We start from the raw sequence: 22,672 nt of genomic DNA on the forward strand, positions 1-22,672 counted from the left end.
CGGGTTAGTGCGATGCAACTCAGTGTTTTGAAGACAAATAGTCGCAATCTGGCGCGGGGCTGCGCTGTTCTGATGATTGCAGGCGCGGCGGCCGGGTGCAGTTCCCAGGCTTCGCGGTTCAACAGTGTCGACGACGTCTTCACGTCCTCGACCAACAATCAACGTGCCATCATCAACAAGCAGGATGCGGTGCAGCCTTATCCGGGCGACGTCTCGGCTGCTCCGCTCGATGGCAGCCACACGCAGTCGGTGAGCCGTTCCAGCCTCGATCCGGTTTCGAGCCGGCCTTTGCCGCCGCCGGCTTCCGCGCAAGCGCAGCCGGCTCCAGCGCTCGCGCCTGCCGCCAATCCGGTGCGTGTCGCATCGGCGCCGGCCTTGGTTCGGCCCGCTCCTCATGTCGACAGGACGACGACCGGCACTGTCGCGCCGGCCGCCAAGCCTTTCAAGAATGCCCAGCCCGACGAGCCGAGGATGGCCCAGGCAGGCACGCCGCACGCGACCGAAATCACCGTCAGGGACGGCGAGAGCATTTCCGGCCTGGCGGCGCATTACAAGGTGCCGGCCGATGTCATCATGAAGGTGAATGGCCTGAGCCCGACCAAGGGGCTGAAGACCGGCCAGAAGATCGTCATCCCGGCCTATGCCTATTCGAGCAAGGCCGAGCCGAAGGTCGCCGACGCAAAGCCGGCAAAGGACGGCAAGCATGATCTGCCGGCCAGCGCGCCGGACAAGGTGGCGGTGCTGCCGCAGCAGCCTAAGCTGAAGGAGGGCAAGTCCGCCGCCCAGGTCGATGCGTCGGCCACGGCGAACCAGCCCAAGGAACCCAAGCCGGCGCAGATGGCCAAGGCAACCGGCGCCGCCGGTACCTATACGGTTCAGTCGGGTGACACGATGTCCTCGATTGCCAGAAAGCCCGGCGTCGGCGTGGTCGCGCTGAAGCAGGCCAACGGCATGAAGGACGGCATATTGAAAATCGGCCAGACCTTGAAGGTGCCGGGCGGCGGAACGGCGACGGTTGCCAGCGCCAAGCCGGCCAAGGTCGATCCGGTGACCACCGCGACAACGCAAGTCCCGGCAAAGGCCACGCCTTCGGAAACGCTGGCCTCCTACACGCCGCCGAAGAAGGACGCCAAGGTCATCCAGCAGGCCGAGGACGACGACGCGGTGGCACCCGATGCCACCGGCATCGGCAAGATGCGCTGGCCGGTGCGCGGCCGGGTGATCTCCGGTTTCGGATCCGGCAAGGACGGCGTCGATATCGCCGTGCCCACGGGCACGCCGGTCAAGGCGGCCGAGAACGGTGTTGTCATCTATGCCGGCGACGGCCTCAAGGAATTCGGCAACACGGTGCTGGTGCGCCATGAGAACGGCCTGGTCACCGTGTATGGCCATGCCAGCTCGATCGAGGTCCAGCGCGGCCAGAAGGTCAAGCGCGGCCAGGAAATCGCGCTCTCGGGCATGAGCGGCACGACGGATTCGCCGAAGCTGCACTTCGAAGTGCGCAAGAACTCCGCCCCGGTCGATCCGTCAGGCTATCTCGAATAGAAGAAAAAAAGCGATATGCGGGCCGCCTGACCTCCAGTCCAGCCCGCCGGCTGAGCCCGTTCCGCAAGGAGCGGGCTTTTTCAGTTCTGTCGAAGGCCGGCCCTCAAGCGCGGAGATGATCACGCAGCGTGTCGGCGATCATGACCTCAAGGCTGCTGGCCTTGATACCGAGAAGCACCTCGGCGTCGGAAGAATCCACCAGCAAGGGGTTCTCGAAAAGATAGCTCATCTCGATGAGCTCATGCATACCCAATGCTTCCATCTCGGCAATCGAATAAGAACGGATTTCTGAAACCTCCTGTCGAAGCATCGCAGCGGTTTTCTGGATGAGCTCCCGGGGTGAGGCGTATTGCGAGGGGACGTGAAACGCCCGTCCCCATTCGCCCGTGAAGCGGGAAGCCGCGACCAGCGTCTTGGCGACGTCCTTGGTGAAGGCCCAGGCATGCGTCGCATCGAGGTTTCCAATGAAAGCGGTAGGCTTCCCTTCGATGATGGAGGGCAGGGCGACCAGCGAGAAGTAGCTGATCGCGCTGTGGCCGAGATAGTCGCTGGACCGCACTTCGATTGCCGGCACGTCGGCACGGGCGGCTCGCTGCCACATGATCGTCCTGGCCGTTCCCTTCTTCGAAGTAGGATCCAGGGACAGGTCGGAACGAAGCGGGCTATCGGCATTTTCCCCATAGCCATAGAGGTTGCCCAACACGATGAGTTTCGCGCCGACCGCTTCGGCCGCGCGCACGGTGCCGTCGATGATGGGGAAAAAATCGGTTGGCCACCTGTGATAGGTGGCCATGGCGCACATGAAGATGGCATCGGCGCCTTGGCAGACACGCGCGAGTTCCGACGCATCGGTAGCATCGGCCTGCATGGGCCGCACGTTCCGCAATGCGTTGGAGCCGACGCTTCGGCTGGTGAGAACGACATCATGTCCTTCCTCGCCAAGAAGGCGAGCGGTTTCGCGACCGACCGGGCCCGCTCCGACAACAACATAGAAACTCATGGTGTAACCTCTCGTCCAAGTTTGATGGAGAGGCGTGAGTACAGGTCGACGGCATTGAAAATCGCGCGGGAATTGCCAAATCTCGGACAGGTTTTGCCATGAATCGAGAGAGAGCATGCAGTCGCAATACGCTCCGGCTCAAGCCGTGTCCGATGTAACAATGGCCTCCCGGCATATCGAAGCCGGAGTCCACCGCCTGTCCCGGGCTCCACACCATCGCATCATGGTGCATGCCAGCGCGGCGACACGCTCCTACTGCGATCAGGTTGGGCGATATTTCGTCAGGCGCGCCGGGGATATCGACCTGGTGCCAGCCGGCCAGGAGGGCGGCTTCGAGGCCGAAACCCCGTTCGACACGATCGAGATTGCGTTGCAGCCAGCGCTGATGGAAAGGGTGGTGGCGGAGCTTGGCGGCAAGGGGCAAGCATTGCGGCTCGACACGCGCCACCTGCTTCGCGACCAGCGCATCGAACATCTCGCCCGGGCGCTCGGGAGCGAACTGAATGCAGATTCGCCGAGCGGCCCTTTGTTTGCCGACAGCATTGGCGCCGCACTGGCGGTGAGGCTGCTTGGCCTTGGTGAACCTGATATCCGCCGAACGAACCGGTTGTCGGATACCCAGCTCAAACGCGTGCTGGAGCACATCGAGGCGGCTCTTCACGAGCCGCTTTCGATTCATCGACTGAGCCGCGTTGCCGGCGCGAGCAGCTCGCATTTGCGGACATGGTTCAAAGTGGCGACGGGCGTCACCTTGCACCGCTATGTGTTACGGCGTCGCGTTGAACGCGCACGCGTTCTGCTGCAGCGAGGCGACCTCAGCACAAGCGAAGTAGCTGAAATGACGGGCTTCGCGCACCAGTCACACCTGGCGCATTGGATGCGCCGCGAGATCGGTCAAACGCCGCGCGATTTGCGACGGACGCCGCCCAAATGACGCTGTCGGTTGATCGGGTTGGCGGCGCGATCCATCGCCTCAATCCTTCAATGGCTTGCCGAGCCTGCCGGCCAGATCCTGGGTGAATTGCCAGGCGACGCGGCCTGAGCGGCTGCCGCGTGTGGTGGCCCATTCCAGCGCTTCGGCGCGCAACTGCTCGGGGTCGATGTCGAGGCCATGATGGCTGGCATAGCCGTTGACCATGTCGAGATATTCGTCCTGCGAGCATTTATGGAAGCCGAGCCACAGCCCGAAACGGTCGGATAGCGAGACCTTTTCCTCGACCGCTTCCGATGGGTTGATGGCGGTCGAGCGCTCATTGTCGATCATGTCGCGCGGCAACAGGTGGCGGCGGTTCGAGGTCGCGTAGAAGATGACGTTGGCCGGACGGCCCTCGACGCCGCCTTCGAGTGCTGCCTTGAGCGACTTGTAGGACGTATCGTCATGGTCAAAGGACAGATCGTCGCAAAACAGGATGACGCGGAAGGGGGCCGCCTTCAGCAGGCCCATCAGCTTCGGCAGCGTGTCGATGTCCTCGCGGTGGATTTCTATCAGCTTGAGTGGCAGGCCGGGCTTCGCCTTGGCATTGATCCGCGCGTGTACGGCTTTGACCAGCGACGATTTGCCCATGCCGCGGGCACCCCACAACAGGACGTTGTTGGCGGCGAAACCGGCGGCGAAGCGCTCAGTGTTGTCGACGAGGATGTCGCGGACGCGGTCGACACCGCGGATCAGGCCGATATCCACGCGGTTGACCTTGCGCACCGGCTCCAGATATCCGGGATCGGCCTGCCAGACGAAGCAGTCGGCCACGTTGAGGTCGGTTTCAGGCGCCGGCGGCGGCGCGAGGCGGCTGACCGCCTCGATCAGGCGGTCGAGTTTCTGGTTCAGGGCGTCGATGCTGGTATCGGTCATGTCGGGTCTTTTTTGCTTCGGTTTTTGCGGTGGCAGGTAGGTCCGGTTCGATTCCGGCGGTTTCGAAACCGGTTGCAACCATTTGTTCGAGCGTGATCTTTTCCGAAAACCGGCTCGCGGTTTTCGCGATCCTGCTCTAACACGGCTAAACAGGCCGGAAAAGCAGCCGATTTGCCCGGCCGCGCAGTTGCATTGACAACTTTACCGACTATATTCCGGCCAAATTTCTAGGGGCCGCCAAATCCCGCTTGATCGTTTGGTGGCTGTTTTTCAAAATTCAGGAGTACCTCGATGTTCGTGACACCGGCATACGCCCAAGGCATCGGCGGCGCCTCTCCCGATATGTTCATCAGCATTTTGCCGTTTGTCCTGATTTTCGTGATCATGTATTTTCTGATCATCCGCCCGCAGCGCACGCAGCTGAAGAAGCGCGGCGAGATGCTGGCGGCGGTTCGTCGCGGCGACACTGTCGTCACCGGCGGCGGCTTTGTCGGCAAGGTGACGAAAGTGATCGACGACAACGAGCTGGAGATCGATCTTGGCGGCGGCACCAAGGTGACGGCGCTGCGCTCGACGATCGCCGATGTGCGCGTCAAGGGCGAACCGGTGGCCAACCAGAACGCCAAGAAATAACCAGATTCAAGGCGGAGCGATCCGCGGACACGCTCTGACGGACGACGCCCTATGCTTTATTTCTCGCGCTTCAAGATGATCCTGATCTGGCTGGCCGTGGCCGCCACAGTGATCCTCGCCGCGCCCAACCTGTTCCCCGCCAGCACGCTGGCTCAGCTGCCCAGTTGGGTGCCGAAGCGGCAGATGACGCTCGGCCTCGACCTGCAGGGCGGTTCGCACATCCTGCTGGAGATGAACCAGAACGATCTGATCAAGGATCGGTTGGAGACGACGCGCGACGAAATCCGCACACTGCTGCGCGATGCCAAGATCGGCTATACCGGTCTTGCCGGCACCGGCAAGACCCTGCAGGTCCGCATCACCGATCCCGCCCAGCTCGATGCCGCCAAGAAGGCATTGAAGACTTTGACCGATCCTGTCGCCGCCGGCTTGTTCACGGGCGGTTCCATCCAGGAAATGGCGCTCGATGATTCCGAGCCGGGCCTGCTCAAGTTCACCGTCACCGACGCCGGCATCAAATACCGCACGTCGACCGCGTTGGCACAATCGATCGAGGTGGTCGAGCGCCGCGTCAACGAACTCGGCACGACCGAGCCTATCGTGCAGCGGCAAGGCGAGGACCGCATCCTCGTCCAGGTGCCTGGCCTGCAGGATCCGCAGCGGCTGAAGGAAATTCTCGGCCAGACCGCGAAGCTGACCTTCCAGATGGTCGACCAGTCGATGCCGGTGCAGGACGCGCTCAAGGGGCGCCCGCCAGCCGGTTCGTCGGTGCTCTATTCCCAGGACGATCCGCCAGTTCCATACCTGATCGAGAACCGCGTTATCGTGTCGGGTGAAAACCTCGTCGACGCACAGGCGACGTACAATTCGCAGAACAACGAGCCGGTGGTTTCGTTCCGCTTCGATTCCAAGGGTGCCGCCCGCTTCGGCCAGGCCACCGCGCAGAACGTCGGCAAGCTGTTCGCCATCATCCTCGACAACCAGGTGATTTCGGCGCCGCAGATCCGTGAACCGATCCTTGGCGGCACCGGCCAGATCTCCGGCAATTTCACAGCCCAAAGCGCCAACGACCTCGCCGTGCTGCTGCGCGCCGGCGCGCTGCCCGCGACATTGACGGTCATCGAGGAGCGTACCGTGGGTCCGGGCCTCGGCCAGGATTCGATCCACGCCGGCAAGGTCGCCGGCATCATCGGTTCGATTCTCGTCGTGGCATTCATGTTCGTCGCCTACGGTTTCCTCGGTTTCCTCGCCAATATCGCGCTGGCGGTGCACGTGGCGATGATCGTCGGACTGCTGTCGCTGCTCGGCGCGACGCTGACCTTGCCGGGTATTGCCGGTATCGTACTGACCATCGGCATGGCGGTCGATTCCAACGTGCTGATCTACGAGCGTATCCGCGAGGAGCGACGCGCCGGTCGCTCGGTGATCCAGGCGATCGACACCGGCTTCTCGAAGGCGCTGGCGACCATCGTCGATTCCAACGTCACCTCGCTGATTGCGACAGTGGTGCTGTTCTATCTCGGTACCGGACCCGTGAAGGGCTTTGCCATCACCTATGCCATCGGCATCCTGACCACGGTCTTCACCGCTTTCACCTTCACCCGCCTGCTGGTGTCGATCTGGCTGCGCCGCGCACGTCCGAAGGAACTGCCGCGCGCACCGGTGACTTTCGTTCCGCCCGGCACGAAAATTCCGTTCATGGGTATCCGCCGGTGGACGTTCGCGCTGTCCAGCACATTGTCGATATTGTCCGTCGTGTTGTTCATGAGCGTCGGCATCAATTACGGCATCGACTTCAAGGGCGGTTCCCTGATCGAGGTGCAGTCGAAGAGCGGCGATGCCAATATTGGTGACATCCGCAGCCGATTGACGGAACTGAACATCGGCGAAGTGCAGGTGCAGCAGTTCGGTGCACCCAACGACGTGTTGATCCGCGTCGGCACGCAGGATGCCGGTGAAAATGCCGAGCAGACCGTAATCGACAAGGTGCGCGGCGAGCTGCAGGATCAGTATAATTTCCGTCGCGTCGAAGTGGTGGGCCCGACGGTTTCCGGCGAGTTGGCCAAGCAAGGCACGATCGCCATGATCGTCGCGCTGGCCGGCATCCTGATCTATGTCTGGTTCCGCTTCGAATGGCAGTTCGCGGTCGGCGCCATTGTCGCGACAGTGCACGATGTGGTCATGACGCTCGGTTTCTTCGTCATCACCGGGCTCGAGTTCAACCAGTCGTCACTGGCGGCGATCCTGACCATTATCGGGTATTCGCTGAACGACACGATCGTGGTCTATGACCGCGTCCGCGAGGATCTGCGAAAATACAAGCGAATGCCGTTGCCGCAGCTGTTGAACAACGCCATCAACGAGACGTTGTCGAGAACGACGCTGACGTCCGTGACGACCAGCTTGGCGCTGCTGGCGCTGGTGCTGTTCGGCGGCGAAGTGATCCGCTCGTTTACGCTGGCGATGCTGTTCGGCGTCGTGTTCGGCACGTATTCGTCGATCTTCATCGCGGCGCCGTTGCTGATCCTGTTCAAGCTGCGGCCGCAGGCTTCGGCCGACGAGGAAAAGCCGGTCAGCGGCGGCAAGGCCGTCGCGACCTGACGCGCGGCCCCGAGGGGTGATAGAGTGATGGCCGGCAAAGGCATCATTATCCGCGAGGCGCATTTCCCCGGCCGCGCGCCAATCGAGGCCTATGGCAATGGCGGCTTCCGCTTTGCCGACATGTCGCATCGCGGCTCTCTCATGTGCCTGCCCACAGGCATCCATGGTTGGGAGCCGGCAAATCCCCAAGCGTTGACCGTGGCGGATTTCGACAGGCTGCTCGCCGAGGCCGACAAGGTCGAGATCCTGCTGGTTGGCATGGGTCGGGATCTCAGGCCGTTGCCGGCGGCGCTGCGGGCCGCGCTGAAGGATGCCGGCATAGCGTCCGACCCGATGTCGACTGGGGCAGCAGTGCGGACCTACAATGTCCTTCTGGCTGAAAACCGCGCCGTGGCGGCCGCGCTCATCGCCGTCGATTGATATGTCGCAGAATACTGAAATCGTCATGGATGCGGTGCGCGTCGCCGACCATGATCGGTATCTCACCGCGCTCTACGCGCCGGCCGACAAGCGCAAGCCGCTGTTTTCGCTGTACGCATTCAATGCCGAGATATCAGGCATTCGTGACCGCATCCATGAGCCTTTGCCCGGGGAGGTCCGGCTGCAATGGTGGCGCGATGTCATCGCCGCCGGCGGCGAGGCGGCCGCGGGCCATCCTGTTGCCGAAGCCTTGAACGCCACCATTGCGGCGTTCAAGCTGCCGAAACTGGCCTTTGAGAACATGCTCGAAGCACGCATCTTCGATCTCTACGACGATCCGATGCCGTCGCGCACCGATCTGGAAGGCTATTGCGGCGAGACGGCAGCCGCGCTGATCCAGCTTGCGGCAATGGTGCTCGATCCTGTCGAGGCGCCAAGGTTCGCCGAACTGGCCGGCAGGGCGGGCTGCGCGCAGGCAATGACGGGCCTTTTGCTTCTGTTGCCGCTGCACCGCGGGCGCGGGCAGTGTTTTGTCCCGGCTGACATCCTGGCGGCGGCGGGCTCGTCGCCGGAAGAATTTATTGCCGGCGATGGCGGTCCTGGTGCCCAGCGCGCCGTGGCCGCGATGATCTCGCTGGCGCGCGAACATCTTTCCGCCTTCGAACGCGGTGCTGCCGCCCTGCCGGGGTCGTTGCGTCCGGCATTTCTGCCGCTGGCGCTGTCACGCGCTTATCTCGACACGATGGAAGGCTCGCGCCAGGCCCCGCTCGGGGGCGTGGCACGGCTGTCGGCGTTGCGCCGACACTGGCTGCTGCTGCGCCATGCGGGCAAGGGCTGGCCGACACATTGACGTAAACGTCAATCGTGTTAAGAAGTCCGCCTGCCGAGAACTGTCGCCTAAGACGACAGGCTGGCCCGGAGGAGATTCCCGTTCATGAGCTTGCCCGTGCTGGTCGTGATCGTCGTTCTGGGCATCGCGCTGTCGGTAGCCGCCGTGCATTTCACCGGCGGCAGCAATATGGTCACTCTGACCGGCGCGGATCAAGCCACGGGCCGTTTCGCAGAGGACTTTCCCGACGAGATTGTGACCGCGGTTCGACTAACCGCGGACAGCCGATCCGCTTTTCTCGATCTTGCCCATGGCCGCACGGGCATCGTCCACGGTATCGGCGACTGCTTTCTGACCCGCGTCGTGACGCCTCGGGACGTCGTTGTGTCCAAAACTGACGAGACGGACACGATCCAGCTGCGGCTGACGGACTTCACCTGGAAGGGCGGCCGCTTCCGCTTCGCCAATGCCGCCGACGTGCAGGCCTTGCGGAACGCTCTTGGGCCGCGAGACACGAGTTCCGGGAAGGAGGCAGCGTGATGGACAGCTACGACTTTCCGCAGGTCACCCAACTGGCCATTCCGTTTTTCGTCGCCGCGATCCTGATCGAGCTCTGGCTGGTGCGGACCGGTCGCGCCAAGGGCTCGTTCGAGACCCGCGACACGCTGACCAGCCTGATGATGGGCACCGGCAACGTCGTCGCCGGGCTGCTGCTCGGCGTCGTGTCCTACTGGGCGCTGTTGTGGCTGTGGCAGTTCCGAGTCTCCAATCTCGGCCTGTCGGTTTGGGTGTTCCTGGCGGCCTTCCTGCTCGATGATCTGCGCTACTACGTCTACCACCGCATCGCGCACCGGGTGCGCTGGGTGTGGGCGGAGCACGTCAACCATCATTCCAGCCAGCACTACAATTTGTCGACGGCGCTCAGGCAAAGCTGGACCGGCCTGTTCACCTTCATGTTCGTGCTGCAGGCGCCGCTGGTGCTGCTCGGCTTCCATCCGGCGGTGATTGCCTTCACCTTCGGTTTCAACCTGGTCTGGCAGTTCTGGATCCACACCGAGACGATCGGCAAGATGTGGAACTGGTTCGAGTTCATCTTCAACACGCCCTCGCACCACCGCGTCCATCACGCCACCAACCCGCGCTATCTCGACGCCAACTATGCGGGCACGCTGATCATATGGGACCGCATGTTCGGCACCTTCGTCGAGGAGTTGGAAGAGGACCGGCCGCGCTACGGCATCGTGAAAAATCTCGGCACTTTCAATCCGCTGAAAGTGGCGTTCCACGAATGGATCGGCATGTTCAGGGATGCCTTCGCGCCGGGGCTGACAGTGAGCGAGCGACTGAACTACCTGATTAAGCCACCAGGCTGGAGCCATGACGGCTCACGCGAAACTTCGGAGACGCTGAAGGCTGCTTATGTCAGGCGAAATCCTGCGGAGGCGGGCAAGCCAGGCTTGCCGTTAGCGACCGCCGAGCCGGCCGAGTAGCTGTCCGGTCAAGAGGGTTTGTCGCTATCGCCTATCAGCGCTTCGTAGTCGCGGCCGCCGTGGAAGATGTTGACGATGTGAACGACATCGCTTTCGACCACGTAGGCTATAACAGCGGAGTGTTCGAAAGGAACCGTCCTCAGTCCCGGCGCGATGTCATCACGCGGGCGACCGCCACGAGGGACGTTTCCAACGCCCAGGCAGCGTTCCTTGATCCGGTCGACGAAACCGTTGGTGATGCTTTCGCTTCCGCTGCTCTCAAGCACATAGGCGGCGATAGCCTCAAGGTCGGATATAGCTCCTTCGCTAAGAACGACGGCGAGACGCTGAATCATCATTGTCTCGCGCCAGTTGCGAAATGCGGTTCTTTACTCTGTCGATTGCCTCATTGAGCGGAACGGCGGGTCTCGTATCCTCGATCGACGCCTTCACACGCGCCCTGATCGAGGCCATGCGCTCCGCGTGTTCCTCTTCTTCGCGTTGGAAAGCGCGAAGAGCTGCGCGGATAACCTCGCTGGCCGAGCCGAACGAACCGTCCTCGACTCTTTCGCGGATCATGCGTGCCATCGCGGGTGTGACGGTGACGGATAGTTTCTCGGCTGCTTCCATGGAACGGCTCCGCTCGGCGTAAAGTAGGATAGTATCCTACTTTACGCCGAGCGTCCAATCAGGCCGCGAGCTTATTCGGCAGCCTCAGCCGTCTGCGCCGGCACACCCAGCCATTCACGGCAGTCTTGCAGGGCACGCGAGGTGATGGCGTGGCGCTTGGCGACGGTCTTGTCCTTGCCGCGCATGCGCTTGCCCTCGCTCTTCGGCGCCTCGACCGGCGGGAACAGGCCGAAATTGACGTTCATCGGCTGGAAAGAGCGTTTGCCCGGCTCGTCGTCGGAAACGATGTGGCCACCGGTGATGTGGTTGAGCAGCGCGCCGAAGGCGGTGGTAAGCGGCGGTAGCGATGGTGCATGGCCGAGCCGCTCGGCCGCGGCGAAGCGCCCGGCGAGCAGGCCGATGGCGGCGCTCTCGACATAGCCTTCGCAGCCGGTGATCTGGCCGGCGAAGCGCAGGCCGGGTCGCGACTTCAGCTGCAGCGAGGCGTCCAGCAAGGTCGGCGAGTTGATGTAGGTGTTGCGGTGCAGGCCGCCAAGGCGGGCGAAGTCGGCGTTTTCGAGGCCCGGAATGGTGCGGAACACGCGCACCTGTTCGGCGTGCTTCAGCTTGGTCTGAAAGCCGACCATGTTGTAGAGCGTGCCCAGCGCATTGTCCTGCCGCAACTGGACGACCGCATAGGCCTTCACCGTCGGATTGTGCGCATTGGTGAGGCCCATCGGCTTCATCGGTCCGTAGCGCAGCGTCTCGACGCCGCGTTCGGCCATGATCTCGATCGGCAGGCACCCGTCGAAATAGGGCGTGCCTTCCCATTGCTTGAACTCGGTCTTCTGACCGTCGACCAGCGCCTGCACGAAGGCGAGGTACTGATCCTTGTCCATGGGACAGTTGATATAGTCCTTGCCGGTGCCGCCAGGCCCGACCTTGTCGTAGCGCGACTGGAACCAGCAGGTATCCATGTCGATCGTGTCGAAATGGATGATCGGCGCGATGGCATCGAAGAAAGCGAGCGCATCGGCGCCGGTCGCTTCGGCGATCGACTGGGCAAGCGACGGCGCGGTCAGCGGCCCGGTGGCGATGATCGTCTGGTCCCACTCCGCCGGCGGCAGGCCGGGAACTTCCTCGCGCTCGATGGTGATCAGCGGATGTGCCTCGAGCTTTTTCGTCACTGCGTCGGAAAAACCATCGCGGTCGACGGCCAGCGCGCCGCCTGCCGGCACCTGGTTGGCGTCGCCGGCGCTCATGATCAGCGAGCCGGCCAGCCGCATTTCGGCATGCAGCAGGCCGACGGCGTTGTTTTCGGCGTCGTCGGAGCGGAAGGAATTGGAACAGACGAGTTCGGCCAGGCCATCGGTCTTGTGGGCATCGGTGCCGCGAACCGGGCGCATTTCATGCAGGATGACGGGAACACCGGCCTCGGCCGCCTGCCATGCCGCTTCGGAACCGGCGAGGCCGCCGCCGATGATATGGATTGGATTTTTGCTCATGGCCGCCGGAATAATCGCTTGCCGCGGCGATTGCAATTGTCGCGTGGCGGTAACGCGAAACGCCTGGGTCGGGAACACCTGTCCCTGAATACAACAACACCCGCCGGGGGAGGAGGTCCAGCGGGTGTCGTTTTGGGGGTCGACCCTCGGGAGGAGGTGAAGGCCGACCGTATTCGTCATCGCCGGGGAGGAGGTCGGCTCAGACGAAATTCTCTTCGCATTTTTTGGAGAGGGCGAAACCTCTGGGGCAAAATTCGTTTGTCCCGGGGAAACAGCGCCCGCCGCGGGAGGAGGTGCGGCGGGCGCCGTTTGGGTGGCCAACCTTCGGGAGGAGGTGAAGGTTGGGCCTATTCGTCATCGCCGGGGAGGAGGTCGGCTTTGACGAAATTCTCTTCGCATTTTTAGAGAGGGCGAAGCCTCTGGGCAAAATCCGTTTTGCCCTGGGTAAACAACGCCCGCCGCGGGAGGAGGTGCAGCGGGCGCCGTTTTGATGGTCAGCCCTTGGGAGGAGGGTAAGGGCGGACCGTATTCGCTTGGGTCGGGGAGGAGGTCGACCCCAGCGAAATTCCTTGGTTACATCGCCTGGCGGGCGATGATCTTGATTTCGTCGCGGACGATACCGAGATCATGCAGCTGGCGGTTCGAAAGGCGACCCAGCTCGGTAACCGTTTCGCGATAAACGCGCCAGTTACGATAGTTGCGGATCAGGTTCATGTCGTTCTCTTTTTCAAAACTGGTTCGGACCATTCGCGGCCCGAAGGATTAGACCGCCTTGCGAGCGACGTAAGGGATGTCGCTGCGGCTGATGCCGAGGTCGGTCAGTTCACGGTTGCTCAGGCGGCTCAGCTCGGAGACGGTGTCCCGGTAGCGGCGCCAGTTGCGGTAGTTGCGGATCAGGTTCATGGTAGTTCTCGTTTCGTCTTTCTTGCGGATCATTCCGTTTGTGTACGAACCATAAGTAGGGGGACCCATATCGATTTAAAAGCGCTATGGCTGCATGGCAGCAATGCAAATTGTGCAATGCAACATTAACGCGGCTTCACCGACCTGACACAAAGAAGCCAGATCAGAAAGTGCCGCGACGTCAACGGTTTGGGGCTGATCGGCTGAAAAAAGACCAACTGGGGGAGAAGGGGAATGGCGGGCTATTCATCACGATTAAGGTCCGATATCGCGCGGTGGCGGCAGGCAGGCCTGATCGACGCCGCCACAGCCGATTCCCTGGTCCGTGACGTCGACGCCAACGCCCGCCAGTCGCTCAGCTTCGGCTCGACCCTCGCGATGATGGCGGCCCTGCTCTTTGGAGCGGCCATCCTGATCTTCGTCGCCGCCAATTGGGAAGCGATCCCGCGGCTGGCGCGGGTGGCCGCGCTGTTCGCCGTTATCCTTGGCGGCTATGTCGGCGGGGCGGTGCTGAAGACGCGCGACCATGCGGCGATCGGCGAAGCCCTGTGGATCGTGGCGGCGGCCGCGTTCGGCGCTTCGATCGCGCTGATCGGGCAGATGTACCATTTGTCCGGCGACGAGGCTTCCGCCCTGGTCACCTGGGGCGCCGGCACGGCATTGGCGGCGGTTGCGCTGCGCTCCAACGCGCTGACCGTGGCAGCGATCGGCATCGCCGACGCCTGGCTGTTCCTGAAAGGGTTCGACTATTACAGCCGTAGCGAGTTTCCGCACGCCTTCGTCGTCATGGCGGTGGTGCTGTTTGCTGTTTCGTTCTGGACCCGCAGCCAGCCGGCGCGGCATCTGATCATCCTGTCGCTGCTTTTCTATCTGGTGCTCCTGGCCATGGATCACGCGACGCTGCCGGTAGCGATCCCTCTGGTCATCGTCTCTGTCGCGCTTTTTGCTGCTGCCGCCCTTGCGCCGGAACCGGTCGACAGGATCGTGCAACTCGGCGGTCGTTTGCCCCTGCACGCGCTGCTTGGCTTCCTCACCGGCCTGGCCATCATCCAGTTCGAACTGGCTGGCGAGAGCACCTACAACAGCGGTTTCGCCATCGCTTCGGTCGTCGCATTGGCGGGGATCGTCGCGGCAGTCGTGTTCGCAGGCCGTGAGAGCCGTGGCCTGCGCTGGCTGGCCTATCTCGGCTTCGCCTTCGAACTCGCCATCATTTATGTCGTGACGCTTCAGTCGATGCTCGACACCGCCGGCTTCTTCCTTGCCGCCGCGCTGCTGCTGGGCGTGCTTGCGATCGTCATCATCCGCGTCGAAAAACGCATGAAGGGTCCGGCCATTGGGGGAGCCACGGCATGATGACCGGGAAGAGGCTTGTCATCTCGGCGCTGGTGCTGGCGCTCGTCCAACTCGGTTTTCTCAGTTGGATCATCGCCAGCCGGGCGGCGATCCTGCGTAACGGCAAGGAAGTGCTGCTGAAGATCGAACCAGTCGATCCGCGCGACTTGCTGCGCGGCGACTATATCGTCCTCGGCTATGACATCTCGCGCATACCGGTGAAAATGATCGCCAACATTGCGTCCGACAAACAGTCCAGCGACGACACCTCGATCGTGGTCCGGCTGAAGAAGGGCGCCGACGGCTACTGGACGCCGACCGCCGCCTGGTTCGGCACGGCGCCGACGCCGGCCGCCGCGGACGAAGCCGACATTTCGGGCCATGTCGCCGCAGGTTGGGATCTTCGCGGCGAAGGCATGACGATCGCGCCGGATTACGGCATCGAGCGCTTCTATCTGCCCGAAGGCGAGGGGATGGCGATCCAGAGCGATATGCGGGTGCGCCCGTTCGGGATCAAGCTGGCGCTCGCCGCCGACGGCACGGCGCAGATCAAGGCGCTGATGGATGGCGACAAGACGCTTTTCGAGGAGCCGCTCTATTAGGTCGTGGGACGCGCGATAACGACGCCGGTCCTCTTCGCCAGGTCTCGCAGGACGCTCCTTCGTCTAGCGAGCTCGGGGTGACCTGCCACCCGAAGCTCGAAGAGCGAAAAAGTGGTGCGGGTAGAGGGACTCGAACCCCCACGATCTCTCGCCAGAACCTAAATCTGGTGCGTCTACCAGTTCCGCCATACCCGCGTGGCCCGGCAATCCCATGTAGCCATCATTCTGTCAATGTCGGAGACAAGATGTCGGCTCAGGGCCGGAATGTTGGTTATTCGCCTAAACGCGAAGACTGTTGAAAATTAGGCTCGCCTGTGACAAAAGGCGTGTCAAATGTGACGGAACGCGACGATCCGCTTCTACAAGATGTGATAAGAAGTAGGAAAAACAAGAACTTATTCACATTTTGGAACGCAGTTTGGGAGAGTTTGAGCCGTATTTCCGGTCAAATCGCCAGGTTCCGTACCAAAAGCCATTCCCGGCAAGAATTACCGGCAGGCTGTGAACGGCAGGGAGCCGTTTGGCAGCCTCATTGGTGAAAACAAAGGTTTTACGATGCAGGTCACCGAAACTCTCAATTCCGGTCTCAAGCGCGAGATCAAGATCACCGTGCCGGCCGGTGATATGGAAGCCAAGCTGATGGCGCGGCTGTCGGACGCCCGCAACAAGGTCCGCATCAACGGCTTCCGTCCGGGCAAGGTGCCGGTGCAGCACCTGCGCAAGGTCTATGGCAAGTCGTTCATGGCCGAAGTGGTCAACGAGATCCTCAACGACTCGACCCGCTCGATCATCACCGGGCGCGGCGAAAAGGCCGCCATGCAGCCTGAGGTCATCATGACCGAGGACGAGAAAGAAGCCGAGAAGATCCTGGCCGGAGGCGCCGACTTCGAGTTCCGCCTCAACTATGAGGTCATTCCGGCGATCGAGATCAAGGATTTCTCCGACATCAAGGTGACGCGCCAGGTGTTCGACGTTCCGGATTCGGAAATCGACGACCAGGTCAAGCGCGTCGCCGAATCGGCGCGCAGCTACGAGCCGAAGACCGGCAAGGCCGTTGAAGGCGACCGCGTCACGATCGACTATGTCGGCAAGATCGACGGCGAGGCTTTCGCTGGCGGCGCCGGCAACGACCAGCCGCTGGTGCTGGGCTCCAAGGAGTTCATTCCGGGCTTCGAGGATCAACTGATCGGCGCCAAGGCCGGTGACGAGAAGCAGATCACCGTGACCTTCCCGGAAAACTACCAGGCGGCGCATCTGGCCGGCAAGGAAGCGACCTTCGAGGTCACCGTCAAGGAAGTGTCGAAGCCCGGCGAGCTCGAAATCAACGACGAGACCGCCAAGAACCTTGGCCTGGAATCGCTCGAGCGCCTGCGTGACATCGTGCGCGGCCAGATCGAGAACCAGTTCGGTTCGATGACGCGCCAGAAGGTCAAGCGCCAGCTGCTCGATCAGCTCGATGCGGCCTATTCCTTCGAAGCGCCGTCGAAGCTCGTCGAAGCCGAGTTCAACAACATCTGGGCGCAGGTCAACCGCGACCTGGAAGCCGCCGGCCGCACCTTCGCCGACGAAGAGACGACCGAGGAAGAAGCGCGCGCCGAATACATGCGCCTTGCCGAGCGCCGCGTGCGCCTTGGCCTGGTGCTGGCCGAGATCGGCGAGAAGGCCGGCGTCACGGTTTCGGACGAGGAACTGCAGCGCGGCCTGTTCGAGCAGGTTCGCCGCTTCCCGGCCAACCAGCAGCAGGAAGCCTTCGAGTTTTATCGCAGCAATCCCGAGGCGCTCAACGCGCTGAGGGCGCCGATGTTCGAGGAGAAGGTTGTCGACCACCTGCTCGAACAGATCTCGGTCACCGACGTCAAGGTCAGCAAGGAAGAGCTGATGGCCGACGACGAGGAAGACGAGACCAAGGCCAAGGCGAAGCCGGCCAAAAAAGCCGCGTCGAAGAAGGCCGAAGCCAAGGCAAGCGATGCCGCTGACGAGACGGAAGAGCCGAAGAAAAAGGCCGCGCCGAAAAAGAAGGCCGCCAAGGACGCCGAATAGGCCGCTCATGGCAGCGAATTCCGAAAGGCCGCCTCCGGGCGGCCTTTTTTCGTTGCCAAACTGCAACATCGGATTCGTTCCTGATGGGCACCGGTGGCGATACGAAGCCTTGATCATTATCTGGTTGGTTGGAAGGCCAGAGGTAATTGGTGATGTCGTTGGGGGTGTTCGTGGGAATGAGGCGCGCTGCCGCCACGGTGCTTTTCCTTGCCTTGGCCTGCGGCGCTGCCGGGGCCGGTACGGACAATTGGCGTTTTGACACGGCCAATGACGGCCTCGTCACGGCGTCGGTCTATGCCACCAACAAGCTGATCACCGGAGGCGGCGCGCTGAGCTACAGCCCGGTGCTGACCATCGCTTGCCGGGCTGACGGCGAGCCGGCCTGGACCGAATGGCTGCAATTGAACGACGCGGTCTCCGCAAGCCGGAAGATCACCATGTCGGTCACCATCGACGGCGCCGGCAAATTCGACGAGAGCTGGTCGGTCGGCACGCGCGGCAGGCAGCTGATGCACGACGGCGCCGATGGCATCAAGCGCCTCGTTCCGGCAAACCGCCTGCTGCTGTCATGGCGCTTCGGATTGTTGTCGGGGCGTGGCCAAGCCGATTTCGACCTCGCCGGCTTCGACGAGGCGGTCAGCCAGATTGCCGGCAGCTGCAAGACCGATCGGCCTTGATTTTAGAAGAGTGGCGATCTTTTGGGCTGTCGCCACTGGAAGATTGATCCGCGAGTGCGCGGCATCAGCATCGTTCTTTCCACAATTGAATGATTTCAAATTCCGGCCAGGATAATCGCCAGCGCCGTGACGTTGCCGTCTCACGAATACAAGACCTAGATCAGCAACAGGCCCTTCATGCTGGCGTATCCTTTGCGCCCGATGATGATGTGGTCGTGCACGGAAATGCCCAGCCGCTTGGCGGCTTCGATGATCTCTTTCGTCATCTCGATATCGGCACGCGACGGCGTCGGGTCGCCGGAGGGATGATTGTGGACCAGGATGATCGCGGTGGCCGACAGTTCGAGCGCGCGCTTGACCACTTCCCTTGGATAGACGGGCGTGTGGTCGACCGTGCCTGTCTGCTGCACCTCGTCTGATATCAGCGCGTTCTTCTTGTCGAGGAAAAGGATGCGGAACTGCTCGCGCGCCTCGAACGCCATGGCCGAGCGGCAATAGTCGAGGAGCTGCTGCCATGACGAGAGGATTTCGCGGCCCTGAACCTCGCCGCGCGCCATGCGCTGGGCGGTCGCCGCGACGACCTTCAGCTCGAGCGCCACGGTCGGGCCGATGCCCGTGACCTCCTGCAACAGGCCGACGGGCGCGCCGAGCACTTCGGCCAACGTGCCGAAGCGGGCCAGCAGCGCCTTCGCGACCGGCTTGGTGTCGGCGCGCGGGATCAGGCGGAAAAGCAGGAGTTCCAGCAGTTCATAGTCGGGCAAGGCATCCGGGCCGGCCGAGGCAAAGCGCTCGCGCAGACGATCACGGTGGCCGAGATAGTGAGGCTTTTCGGCGGGAGCCTGTCTGGCCTTCGTGGCTTGCCGCACTGGCACCACGGAGAAGAAACTCCGCTCGTCGTCATCGCCCTGTGTCGCCATGTGCCGCCCATCCAGCCCGAGCAATGATCGCTGATCCCCGCGAAACACTAGGACGGCGGGCGGGGGCGGTCGAGGTCTTTTCGGCGGCAAGGAATAAGTAAGCCACCGACCTCAACGCAATGTTGCGGCAATGGGGGTCGCGCAAGCTCATGGCATCGCCATTGATGGCCCCGCATTGGAGAACCAAGATGCCCAGCCTCCTTCGTATCCTGCTGTCCGTCGGGCTGTTTCTGAGCTTCAGCCCTGCAATGGCTGCCCTGGTGATCGATGCCGTACCCGCCGGTAGCCGCTCTGATCAGAACCTCCCGATCCATTTCATCCAATACGATGATCCTTGCACGGACGGCCGTTACCCGCGCGAACGCTATGATCCTGCACCGATGGCAGGATCAGCGATGGCCGTCTGCGCAGTTGCCGGGAAATAATGCGCTGGCTACGAGATCAGGACGAGACTGGCGGCCGCGCAAACACTGGAAACAGGCCGCTATTCAAGACCTCGCCACGGTGTCCTAAACCGGCAGGCCGGGGCGGTCGAGCTTTTTGGGCGACAGCGTGAAAATCTCGCAGCCGGTGTCGGTCACGCCGATCGTGTGCTCATACTGCGCCGACAGCGAGCGATCGCGCGTCACCGCCGTCCAGCCGTCCGACAGGACTTTCACATGCGGCCGGCCAAGATTGATCATCGGTTCGATGGTGAAGATCATGCCGGCGCGCATTTCCACGCCTTCATTGGCGCTGCCATAATGCAGGATGTTGGGGGCATCATGGAACAGCTGGCCGACACCGTGGCCGCAGAAATCGCGCACCACGGAGCAGCGCTCCGCTTCGGCGTAGGTCTGGATGGCGGCGCCGATGGCGCCGGTGCGCGCGCCCGGCCTGACCGCGGCGATGCCGCGCATCAGACACTCATGGGTGACCTCGAGCAGGCGTTCGGCGGCGCGCTTGATCGTGCCGACCGGATACATGCGCGAGGAATCGCCGTGCCAGCCATCGAGGATGTAGGTCACGTCGATGTTGACGATATCGCCATCCTTCAGCGGCTTGTTGTCGGGAATGCCGTGACAGACGACATGGTTGATCGAGGTGCAGGACGATTTCGTGTAACCGCGATAGTTGAGTGTGGCCGGCAGCGCGCCGTTGTCCATGCCGAACTCGAAGACGAAACGGTCGATCGTGTCCGTGGTGACGCCGGGACCGACCATTGGCACCAGCTCGTCCAGGCAGCGCGCGGTGAGGTCGCATGCCTTGCGCATGCCGGCAAAGCCTTCCTCGCCATAGAGGCGGATCTGGCCGGTGTTTCTGAGCGGTGCAGTGGCGGCGTCGAGATAGGTGACCATTTTATCCATATAGAAGGTGGCGCGCGGCAGGAGTGAGGCGCGTAAGTGGCACCAGATTTGGCACTTGGGGGCGAAAGGTTCAAGGAAGAACTGCCTGATGCGGTCTCAGCCGCCCGGATATTCGCTTGCCGAGGCAATGCCTTTCCGGTTTTTCGCGGCGTTGCTTTCCACTGCCGGGCCGCCTGGTGCCGGCAGGCTTTGCCTTTGCCGCTGCAGCAAAGCGGCGACTTTCCGCAGTGACGACACATTTCCGTGGCACAAAACGAACGAAGCAACTTTTGACGACGAACGGCGTTGCTTGGGCGATGCCGGTTCGGGAGATGTCGAATGGACAGATTGCAATTCGAGGTGCCGGTGCGCATCGCACCAGGCCCCGGCTTGCCCGTCGAGGAAATCTACAGCGTCGAGCAGGCGCTCGATTTTCTGCAGGATTGGCCGGCACGCCGGCAGGGGCCGGTGTATCAGAAAGCCTTCAATGCCTGTTTCGGTGCCACGGTGGATGTGGTCGAGACCGAAGACGCCTGCCGGGCGTTCATGGCGTTCTGCCGTGTCACCGGACTGATGGCCGGCGACATGATGGTGCCGCGCAAGCGCGGCGGCGAGGCGAGAGCACTGCCGGCCTGAGGGCCGCCGGGTGAACCAGTTCGGGTTCGAAAGTACATGACAATTCGCGTGCGCGACGCATCGGCCGGTCACCGTTAAGCTTCCGTTTCCACCTTCGCTGTTAGCCATTGCTTGTTCGGCAATGGTTGATTCGTTGCGTCAGTTTCATGGTTCGGAAGATGTACCCAGAAAAAGTCCGTGCGTTCCCGATCGATCGTCAGGTATTCTTGGTCAGGGAAGTTGCCGCCAAGCTCGGCAATCTGCATGGCGAGACCGCCACCTCGTTCTGGAAGGCAAAAGCGACGGAGTTGCTCGATCTCGTTGTCGGGACGGGCAGGGACAGAACGGCAGCCAGCGACGAAGTGCGCAGGTTCTTCCTGGCCGTGCAAAGAGAATTGTTGGCTGAGTCGAACGGTGAGTCCGCGCCAGTTCTTTCTGCCTGAAGCGGCGGACGCCGATCAGGCAATGGGACCCCCGATCAAACAATGGCACCCCTGATCGAAAATGAGCCTAAGTTTTAGCCTTTCGTTCATATATGCGTGCTTTCTAATTGACCATGGTGTTCAACTGCTTCACCCGGATACGGCTGACGGCGGCCGGCATAGGCCGCAGCAGAGCCGCGAACGTCGCCACCATCTTTGCCCTCACCCTGCCGATCGTTGTCGGTGCGGCGGGTTTTGGCGTGGAAACCTCCTATTGGTACTATAACAGCTTGAGACTGCAGGCCACGGCGGATGCCGCGGCCTATGCCGGCGCGCTGGAGCAGATCTCGGGTTCCGATACGCCGACTATCGTCGCGGCGGCGACCCAGTCGGCCGCGACGAATGGGCTTGGCGCAGGCACGATCGTCGTCAATACGCCGCCCGCGTCCGGACCGAACACGGCCAAGAAAGCGGTTGAGGTGATCGTCGGCCAAAAGCTCGATCGGATGTTCACCCTGATCTTCACTCAGACCCAGGTTCCAGAACAGGCGAGGGCCGTGGCCCTCATCACCAATGCTTCGAAGGCCTGCATACTCGCGCTCGATCCGACCGCCTCGCAGGCTGCCCTGTTTTCAGGCAACACCGGCGTGAAGTTCACCGGCTGCTCGGTGATGGCCAATTCGATCGCCTCGGATGCCATCAAGCTTCAGGGATCGGCGGGTCTCCAGGCCGATTGTCTGATAACGGCGGGCGGCGTCTCTCTCAGCAATCCCGTCACCACCGTTTGCGCGGCCCCGATCACCCAGGCGCTGCCTGCCGCGGATCCATTTGCCGGCCTGCCGGCCCCGGCGGCCTCGAACCCCTGCAAGAATATCAATGGCAACAAGACGACGCAAACGATCCAGCCGGGGACCTACTGCAGTGGACTCAGCCTCAGCGGCGATGTCACCCTTTCGCCTGGGGTCTACGTCGTCCAGGGGGGCGATTTCAAAGTGAATGCGAACGCCAACGTCTTCGGTGACGGCGTCACCATCTACCTCGCCGGCGCCTCGCGTGTGTCGATGAACGGCAACGCCACGGTCAATCTGAGCGCGCCGACGTCCGGCAGTTACTCGGGCGTGCTGATGTATGGCGACAGAACGGCCACCGGCGGACAGAGTACCTTTAACGGCACGGCAACCTCGCTGCTGACCGGCGCGCTCTACTTCCCCAGGCAGCAGGTAAACTATCTCGGGAATTTCTCCGGCAAAAGCGGGTGCACGCAGGTTGTCGCCGACATGATCCAATGGTCCGGCAACGCGACCATCAATCAGGATTGCACGAGCCTTGGAATGGGCGATATTTTCGCCGCCCAGTCCGTGATGCTGGTCGAGTAACCT

At 62.3% G+C, this 22,672-nt stretch carries 26 protein-coding genes and 1 tRNA gene; 17 read left to right on the forward strand and 10 right to left on the reverse strand.

Annotated elements, in window-relative coordinates; translation table 11 throughout:
* The first annotated feature begins 12 nt into the window (after nt 1–12).
* Nucleotides 13–1,545, forward strand: a complete 1,533-nt coding sequence (locus tag LB555_RS06750) for a peptidoglycan DD-metalloendopeptidase family protein (protein ID WP_224682523.1) — start codon at nt 13–15, stop codon at nt 1,543–1,545.
* 103 nt (nt 1,546–1,648) lie between these two features.
* Here LB555_RS06750 and LB555_RS06755 read toward each other — a convergent pair whose 3' ends face one another.
* Entirely contained in the window at nt 1,649–2,545 is an 897-nt protein-coding gene (locus tag LB555_RS06755) for an NAD-dependent epimerase/dehydratase family protein (protein WP_015317540.1), read from the reverse strand.
* Nucleotides 2,546–2,660: 115 nt separating this feature from the next.
* Between LB555_RS06755 and LB555_RS06760 the strand changes: the two genes are divergently transcribed.
* Nucleotides 2,661–3,479, forward strand: coding sequence for an AraC family transcriptional regulator (locus LB555_RS06760; protein ID WP_015317541.1), 819 nt, complete (start codon nt 2,661–2,663; stop codon nt 3,477–3,479).
* 39 nt (nt 3,480–3,518) lie between these two features.
* Here the strand turns inward: LB555_RS06760 and LB555_RS06765 are convergent, their stop codons facing one another.
* Nucleotides 3,519–4,394 (reverse strand): ATP-binding protein, encoded by an 876-nt coding sequence (locus tag LB555_RS06765; protein ID WP_015317542.1) that lies wholly within the window; start codon nt 4,392–4,394, stop codon nt 3,519–3,521.
* Between the two features lie 291 nt (nt 4,395–4,685).
* Between LB555_RS06765 and yajC the strand changes: the two genes are divergently transcribed.
* From yajC to LB555_RS06795, 6 genes are all read left to right on the forward strand, one after another.
* Nucleotides 4,686–5,027: a preprotein translocase subunit YajC gene (gene yajC, locus LB555_RS06770; RefSeq protein ID WP_010909882.1), complete on the forward strand. Its 342-nt coding sequence runs from the start codon at nt 4,686–4,688 to the stop codon at nt 5,025–5,027.
* A 51-nt stretch (nt 5,028–5,078) separates the two neighbouring features.
* Nucleotides 5,079–7,628 (forward strand): protein translocase subunit SecDF, encoded by a 2,550-nt coding sequence (gene secDF / locus LB555_RS06775; protein WP_015317543.1) that lies wholly within the window; start codon nt 5,079–5,081, stop codon nt 7,626–7,628.
* 27 nt (nt 7,629–7,655) lie between these two features.
* Entirely contained in the window at nt 7,656–8,048 is a 393-nt protein-coding gene (locus LB555_RS06780; RefSeq protein ID WP_015317544.1) for an Mth938-like domain-containing protein, read from the forward strand.
* A gap of 1 nt (nt 8,049) precedes the next feature.
* Entirely contained in the window at nt 8,050–8,898 is an 849-nt protein-coding gene (locus tag LB555_RS06785) for a phytoene/squalene synthase family protein (protein WP_224682525.1), read from the forward strand.
* A gap of 96 nt (nt 8,899–8,994) precedes the next feature.
* The gene (locus LB555_RS06790; protein ID WP_224528052.1) at nt 8,995–9,417 is read left to right on the forward strand and encodes a hypothetical protein; all 423 of its coding nucleotides are present in this window, start codon (nt 8,995–8,997) and stop codon (nt 9,415–9,417) included.
* Nucleotides 9,417–10,367 (forward strand): sterol desaturase family protein, encoded by a 951-nt coding sequence (locus LB555_RS06795; protein WP_015317547.1) that lies wholly within the window; start codon nt 9,417–9,419, stop codon nt 10,365–10,367. Before LB555_RS06790 ends, LB555_RS06795 begins: the two co-directional genes overlap by 1 nt.
* Nucleotides 10,368–10,375: 8 nt before the next feature.
* Here the strand turns inward: LB555_RS06795 and LB555_RS06800 are convergent, their stop codons facing one another.
* The 3 genes from LB555_RS06800 to trmFO form a co-directional block, all read right to left on the reverse strand.
* Nucleotides 10,376–10,702, reverse strand: coding sequence for a type II toxin-antitoxin system RelE/ParE family toxin (locus LB555_RS06800; RefSeq protein WP_015317548.1), 327 nt, complete (start codon nt 10,700–10,702; stop codon nt 10,376–10,378).
* A complete protein-coding gene (locus tag LB555_RS06805) occupies nt 10,674–10,976 on the reverse strand; it encodes a type II toxin-antitoxin system ParD family antitoxin (protein ID WP_015317549.1) in 303 nt (100 codons plus the stop codon). Before LB555_RS06805 ends, LB555_RS06800 begins: the two co-directional genes overlap by 29 nt.
* A 71-nt stretch (nt 10,977–11,047) precedes the next feature.
* Nucleotides 11,048–12,460: a methylenetetrahydrofolate--tRNA-(uracil(54)-C(5))-methyltransferase (FADH(2)-oxidizing) TrmFO gene (gene trmFO, locus LB555_RS06810; protein ID WP_041163435.1), complete on the reverse strand. Its 1,413-nt coding sequence runs from the start codon at nt 12,458–12,460 to the stop codon at nt 11,048–11,050.
* A gap of 341 nt (nt 12,461–12,801) precedes the next feature.
* Here trmFO and LB555_RS06815 point away from each other — a divergent pair, with 341 nt between their 5' ends.
* Complete coding sequence (locus LB555_RS06815) at nt 12,802–12,951, forward strand: hypothetical protein (RefSeq protein ID WP_157163657.1); 150 nt, start codon at nt 12,802–12,804, stop codon at nt 12,949–12,951.
* Between the two features lie 82 nt (nt 12,952–13,033).
* On the opposite strand, the gene LB555_RS06820 is transcribed toward LB555_RS06815, so the two are convergent.
* Together LB555_RS06820 and LB555_RS06825 are read right to left on the reverse strand one after the other, a co-directional pair.
* Nucleotides 13,034–13,174, reverse strand: a complete 141-nt coding sequence (locus tag LB555_RS06820; RefSeq protein ID WP_015317551.1) for a DUF1127 domain-containing protein — start codon at nt 13,172–13,174, stop codon at nt 13,034–13,036.
* Between the two features lie 48 nt (nt 13,175–13,222).
* Entirely contained in the window at nt 13,223–13,363 is a 141-nt protein-coding gene (locus LB555_RS06825) for a DUF1127 domain-containing protein (RefSeq protein ID WP_013531315.1), read from the reverse strand.
* 234 nt (nt 13,364–13,597) lie between these two features.
* On the opposite strand from LB555_RS06825, the gene LB555_RS06830 reads away from it, so the two are divergent.
* Together LB555_RS06830 and LB555_RS06835 are read left to right on the forward strand one after the other, a co-directional pair.
* On the forward strand, nt 13,598–14,716 hold the full coding sequence (locus tag LB555_RS06830; protein ID WP_015317552.1) for a DUF2157 domain-containing protein: 1,119 nt from the start codon (nt 13,598–13,600) through the stop codon (nt 14,714–14,716).
* Entirely contained in the window at nt 14,713–15,297 is a 585-nt protein-coding gene (locus LB555_RS06835; RefSeq protein ID WP_015317553.1) for a GDYXXLXY domain-containing protein, read from the forward strand. The genes LB555_RS06830 and LB555_RS06835 overlap by 4 nt, the downstream gene beginning before the upstream one ends.
* A gap of 112 nt (nt 15,298–15,409) precedes the next feature.
* Here LB555_RS06835 and LB555_RS06840 read toward each other — a convergent pair.
* Nucleotides 15,410–15,492 (reverse strand) — tRNA-Leu (locus LB555_RS06840).
* A 360-nt stretch (nt 15,493–15,852) separates the two neighbouring features.
* On the opposite strand from LB555_RS06840, the gene tig reads away from it, so the two are divergent.
* Both tig and LB555_RS06850 read left to right on the forward strand, forming a co-directional pair.
* Complete coding sequence (gene tig / locus LB555_RS06845) at nt 15,853–17,337, forward strand: trigger factor (protein WP_140723678.1); 1,485 nt, start codon at nt 15,853–15,855, stop codon at nt 17,335–17,337.
* Nucleotides 17,338–17,513: 176 nt separating this feature from the next.
* A complete protein-coding gene (locus tag LB555_RS06850) occupies nt 17,514–18,014 on the forward strand; it encodes a hypothetical protein (RefSeq protein ID WP_224682526.1) in 501 nt (166 codons plus the stop codon).
* Nucleotides 18,015–18,169: 155 nt separating this feature from the next.
* On the opposite strand, the gene radC is transcribed toward LB555_RS06850, so the two are convergent.
* Nucleotides 18,170–18,931: a RadC family protein gene (radC, locus tag LB555_RS06855; RefSeq protein ID WP_224682527.1), complete on the reverse strand. Its 762-nt coding sequence runs from the start codon at nt 18,929–18,931 to the stop codon at nt 18,170–18,172.
* A gap of 188 nt (nt 18,932–19,119) precedes the next feature.
* Here radC and LB555_RS06860 point away from each other — a divergent pair, with 188 nt between their 5' ends.
* Nucleotides 19,120–19,356, forward strand: coding sequence for a hypothetical protein (locus LB555_RS06860; RefSeq protein WP_015317557.1), 237 nt, complete (start codon nt 19,120–19,122; stop codon nt 19,354–19,356).
* A gap of 84 nt (nt 19,357–19,440) precedes the next feature.
* Here LB555_RS06860 and map read toward each other — a convergent pair whose 3' ends face one another.
* Nucleotides 19,441–20,268 carry a type I methionyl aminopeptidase gene (map, locus tag LB555_RS06865; protein WP_015317558.1) on the reverse strand — a complete coding sequence of 276 codons (828 nt, stop codon included), beginning with the start codon at nt 20,266–20,268 and terminating at the stop codon, nt 19,441–19,443.
* 327 nt (nt 20,269–20,595) lie between these two features.
* On the opposite strand from map, the gene LB555_RS06870 reads away from it, so the two are divergent.
* From LB555_RS06870 to LB555_RS06880, 3 genes are all read left to right on the forward strand, one after another.
* Entirely contained in the window at nt 20,596–20,892 is a 297-nt protein-coding gene (locus LB555_RS06870; RefSeq protein ID WP_015317559.1) for a DUF982 domain-containing protein, read from the forward strand.
* A 158-nt stretch (nt 20,893–21,050) separates the two neighbouring features.
* The gene (locus LB555_RS06875) at nt 21,051–21,314 is read left to right on the forward strand and encodes a DUF6074 family protein (protein ID WP_015317560.1); all 264 of its coding nucleotides are present in this window, start codon (nt 21,051–21,053) and stop codon (nt 21,312–21,314) included.
* Between the two features lie 113 nt (nt 21,315–21,427).
* Entirely contained in the window at nt 21,428–22,669 is a 1,242-nt protein-coding gene (locus LB555_RS06880; protein WP_015317561.1) for a pilus assembly protein TadG-related protein, read from the forward strand.
* Nucleotides 22,670–22,672: the final 3 nt, after the last annotated feature.

This window comes from Mesorhizobium sp. BR-1-1-10 (assembly GCF_020165595.1).
Classification (GTDB): domain Bacteria; phylum Pseudomonadota; class Alphaproteobacteria; order Rhizobiales; family Rhizobiaceae; genus Mesorhizobium; species Mesorhizobium australicum.

Bases quoted from the DNA above. Each gene is read 5' to 3' on its own strand.
- LB555_RS06750 (WP_224682523.1), top strand. From the start codon at position 13: ATGCAACTCAGTGTTTTGAAGACAAATAGTCGCAATCTGGCGCGGGGC.
- LB555_RS06755 (WP_015317540.1), bottom strand. From the start codon at position 2,545: ATGAGTTTCTATGTTGTTGTCGGAGCGGGCCCGGTCGGTCGCGAAACC.
- LB555_RS06760 (WP_015317541.1), top strand. From the start codon at position 2,661: ATGCAGTCGCAATACGCTCCGGCTCAAGCCGTGTCCGATGTAACAATG.
- LB555_RS06765 (WP_015317542.1), bottom strand. From the start codon at position 4,394: ATGACCGATACCAGCATCGACGCCCTGAACCAGAAACTCGACCGCCTG.
- yajC (WP_010909882.1), top strand. From the start codon at position 4,686: ATGTTCGTGACACCGGCATACGCCCAAGGCATCGGCGGCGCCTCTCCC.
- secDF (WP_015317543.1), top strand. From the start codon at position 5,079: ATGCTTTATTTCTCGCGCTTCAAGATGATCCTGATCTGGCTGGCCGTG.
- LB555_RS06780 (WP_015317544.1), top strand. From the start codon at position 7,656: ATGGCCGGCAAAGGCATCATTATCCGCGAGGCGCATTTCCCCGGCCGC.
- LB555_RS06785 (WP_224682525.1), top strand. From the start codon at position 8,050: ATGTCGCAGAATACTGAAATCGTCATGGATGCGGTGCGCGTCGCCGAC.
- LB555_RS06795 (WP_015317547.1), top strand. From the start codon at position 9,417: ATGGACAGCTACGACTTTCCGCAGGTCACCCAACTGGCCATTCCGTTT.
- LB555_RS06800 (WP_015317548.1), bottom strand. From the start codon at position 10,702: ATGATTCAGCGTCTCGCCGTCGTTCTTAGCGAAGGAGCTATATCCGAC.
- LB555_RS06805 (WP_015317549.1), bottom strand. From the start codon at position 10,976: ATGGAAGCAGCCGAGAAACTATCCGTCACCGTCACACCCGCGATGGCA.
- trmFO (WP_041163435.1), bottom strand. From the start codon at position 12,460: ATGAGCAAAAATCCAATCCATATCATCGGCGGCGGCCTCGCCGGTTCC.
- LB555_RS06820 (WP_015317551.1), bottom strand. From the start codon at position 13,174: ATGAACCTGATCCGCAACTATCGTAACTGGCGCGTTTATCGCGAAACG.
- LB555_RS06825 (WP_013531315.1), bottom strand. From the start codon at position 13,363: ATGAACCTGATCCGCAACTACCGCAACTGGCGCCGCTACCGGGACACC.
- LB555_RS06830 (WP_015317552.1), top strand. From the start codon at position 13,598: ATGGCGGGCTATTCATCACGATTAAGGTCCGATATCGCGCGGTGGCGG.
- LB555_RS06835 (WP_015317553.1), top strand. From the start codon at position 14,713: ATGATGACCGGGAAGAGGCTTGTCATCTCGGCGCTGGTGCTGGCGCTC.
- tig (WP_140723678.1), top strand. From the start codon at position 15,853: ATGCAGGTCACCGAAACTCTCAATTCCGGTCTCAAGCGCGAGATCAAG.
- LB555_RS06850 (WP_224682526.1), top strand. From the start codon at position 17,514: ATGAGGCGCGCTGCCGCCACGGTGCTTTTCCTTGCCTTGGCCTGCGGC.
- radC (WP_224682527.1), bottom strand. From the start codon at position 18,931: ATGGCGACACAGGGCGATGACGACGAGCGGAGTTTCTTCTCCGTGGTG.
- LB555_RS06860 (WP_015317557.1), top strand. From the start codon at position 19,120: ATGCCCAGCCTCCTTCGTATCCTGCTGTCCGTCGGGCTGTTTCTGAGC.
- map (WP_015317558.1), bottom strand. From the start codon at position 20,268: ATGGTCACCTATCTCGACGCCGCCACTGCACCGCTCAGAAACACCGGC.
- LB555_RS06870 (WP_015317559.1), top strand. From the start codon at position 20,596: ATGGACAGATTGCAATTCGAGGTGCCGGTGCGCATCGCACCAGGCCCC.
- LB555_RS06875 (WP_015317560.1), top strand. From the start codon at position 21,051: ATGTACCCAGAAAAAGTCCGTGCGTTCCCGATCGATCGTCAGGTATTC.
- LB555_RS06880 (WP_015317561.1), top strand. From the start codon at position 21,428: ATGGTGTTCAACTGCTTCACCCGGATACGGCTGACGGCGGCCGGCATA.